Annotated in this window: 3 protein-coding genes; all 3 read right to left on the bottom strand. The window is 65.9% G+C overall.

Annotation, left to right across the window (positions count from 1 at the left end):
• A partial coding sequence (locus WAW85_RS13120) for a FeoB small GTPase domain-containing protein (protein ID WP_422560048.1) occupies positions 1–1327 on the bottom strand: 1327 nt, incomplete at its 3' end.
• The gene (locus WAW85_RS13115; protein WP_422560047.1) at positions 1320–1562 is read right to left on the bottom strand and encodes a FeoA family protein; all 243 of its coding nucleotides are present in this window, start codon (positions 1560–1562) and stop codon (positions 1320–1322) included. The genes WAW85_RS13120 and WAW85_RS13115, both read right to left, overlap by 8 nt.
• A gap of 137 nt (positions 1563–1699) precedes the next feature.
• A complete protein-coding gene (locus WAW85_RS13110) occupies positions 1700–2140 on the bottom strand; it encodes an acyl-CoA thioesterase (RefSeq protein ID WP_422560049.1) in 441 nt (146 codons plus the stop codon).
• Positions 2141–2182 lie beyond the last annotated feature (42 nt).

Raw genomic sequence — 2182 nt, 5'->3', positions numbered from 1 at the left:
ACACCGGAATCCGGGCCGAACAGGTCATCAACGGTGCGGTGACGGCGACAGCGATCCGATCACGGGACGACGGCAGCGTGCGGGCGGCCATGATGCCCGGAACTGCGCAGGCAAAGGAGCTGAGCATCGCGACGAAGGCGCGGCCCTCCAAACCGGCGCGACTCATCACGCGGTCGGTGAGGAATGCCGCTCGGGACATGTAGCCCACACTCTCCAACAGGGAGATCAGCAGGAACATCAGCATGATCTGCGGGACGAATACGAGGATGCCGCCGACACCGCCGATCAGCGCGGTGCCGAGGAAATCGGCGAGCAGGGGAGGACTCACATGCTCGGCGACCAGCCCTCCGAGCCATCCGAAGAACTCTTCGATGTAGCCCTGCAACGGCGCGGCCACGGTGAAGATCACCTGGAAGAAGCCGAACATCACGGCCAGGAAGATCAGGGTGCCGAGCAGTGGATGCAGCAGCAGCCGGTCGATGGCGGTGGTCTTCGAATGCCGGCGCGGGGGGTGATAGTTCGCCGCGGTGAGCGTCGACCTCACCCAGTCCGCCCGTTCAGCGCCCGGCACGGCCGGGGGCGGCACGGGCGGCTGCAGCCACGCGTCGGGGTCGGCGAGCAGTTCCCGCACCGGCGCCAAGGTGGAGCTCTTGGTGCCGATCACCGCGCGTACCGGGACACCCAGTGCCTGTTCCAGCGCGGCGGCATCGACGTGCCCACCGCGCCGTTCCATCTCGTCGCTCATCGTCAGGGCGACGGCCACCGGGATACCCAGGTTCATGGTCTCGCCGATCAGTGCGAGGGAGCGCTCGAGCACCGTGACATCGGCGATCACGAGTGCGGCGTCCGGTCGCTCGACACCGGGCAGGTTGTCGTTTAGTAGGTCGGCGACGACTTGTTCGTCCGGTGAGATCGGGGTCAGGCTGTAGGTGCCGGGTAGGTCTTCGAGGTAGGCGTGCTGGTGAGCATGCTTGATTTTGGTTCGGGTGGGCGCAACGGCATCGGCATCGGCATCGGCGCCAGCATCGGCTTCGGCACCGGTTGCGGTCGGCTCCGGCGAGGCCGGGCGCACGGTCATCCGGCCGACCGAGCGGGTGACGGTGACACCCGGGTAGTTGCCGGTCTTCAGGCGAAGGCCAGTGAGCCCGTTGAAGATTGACGTCTTGCCCGCGTTCGGGCTGCCGATCAGCGCGATCCGTTTGCGGGTGTCGTCTGCAGCCGGTTCGGTGAGGCCGCCGCCGTGATGCAGGCAGGACTGCTCGTGCGCGTGCGTGCGGCCGGGGTCGGCGCTGCCGGTGAAGCCGCCTGGCGCGCAACAGTCACTCATCGCCGTGTAGTTCGCACTGGAGGTACCGCGCCTCGCGATTGCGTAGGCACATCTCGTAGCCCATCACCTGGTAGACGCTCGGATCGCCGAGCGGAGCGCGCCGGAGTTTGCTCACGGTCGCGGCGTTGTGGAAGCCGAGGCTGGCGAGTCGCTGGCGTACCGGCGTCGGGCAGTCGTCGGAGAATTCGAGGATTGTCGCCGTCGCGCCGACGGCGACCTCCGAAAGCGGTGTCATGACAGGACCTCATTTGCTACTTCTCTGAACGTTCCGGCACGGCGTTGTGCTAGTCCCAGGGTAAATGAAGGCTTGCCTCAGTCTCCAGGGAGATTGGTCCCGCCTCCGCTGTCTCCTCGGTCACCCGCCCTCCTCCGCTACTCGCCGATGCGGCCCAGCTCTGCGAGGTAGCCCTTCTCGGCGACCGTCATCCGGCGCAGCGTGTGCGCCTCGAGATCGACGACCGCCATCTGCGTACTCGCTACGCACGCTGGCTTGGTGTCGTAGCCCGCGCTCGCGCGGCGAATCTCGTAGCCGATGGTGAAGTCGACGTTGCGGTGGCCGGTAATCCACATGGCAATCGAGAGTGGACTGTCGTCGTGCCGGAGCTGTGCCTGATATCGGATCTCGACGTGCACGATCATTGCGCTCTTGATTAGCGGCGCGTACTTTTCGCCGGCGCTGAGCAGCCACTGAATGCGGGCTTCTTCCATCAGGGTGACCATCCGCGCATGGTTGATATGACCGAAGGCGTCCATATCCGACCAGCGGACCGGAACTTGGGCGATAAAGGCGTAAGAGCTTTCCTCGGCGGTCATTGCCGCAGTGTATCGGCGGGTGGGCGGGCGGGTCTTCAGCTG

The sequence above is a fragment of the Gordonia sp. (in: high G+C Gram-positive bacteria) genome (assembly GCF_049299075.1).
Taxonomy (GTDB): Bacteria; Actinomycetota; Actinomycetes; order Mycobacteriales; family Mycobacteriaceae; genus Gordonia.
Note: the sequence above shows the minus strand (reverse complement) of the source record. Positions and strands in the feature narration are given on the sequence as shown.

Coding starts and splice junctions, on each gene's coding strand:
- WAW85_RS13115 (WP_422560047.1), bottom strand. CDS start 1,562: ATGACACCGCTTTCGGAGGTCGCCGTCGGCGCGACGGCGACAATCCTC.
- WAW85_RS13110 (WP_422560049.1), bottom strand. CDS start 2,140: ATGACCGCCGAGGAAAGCTCTTACGCCTTTATCGCCCAAGTTCCGGTC.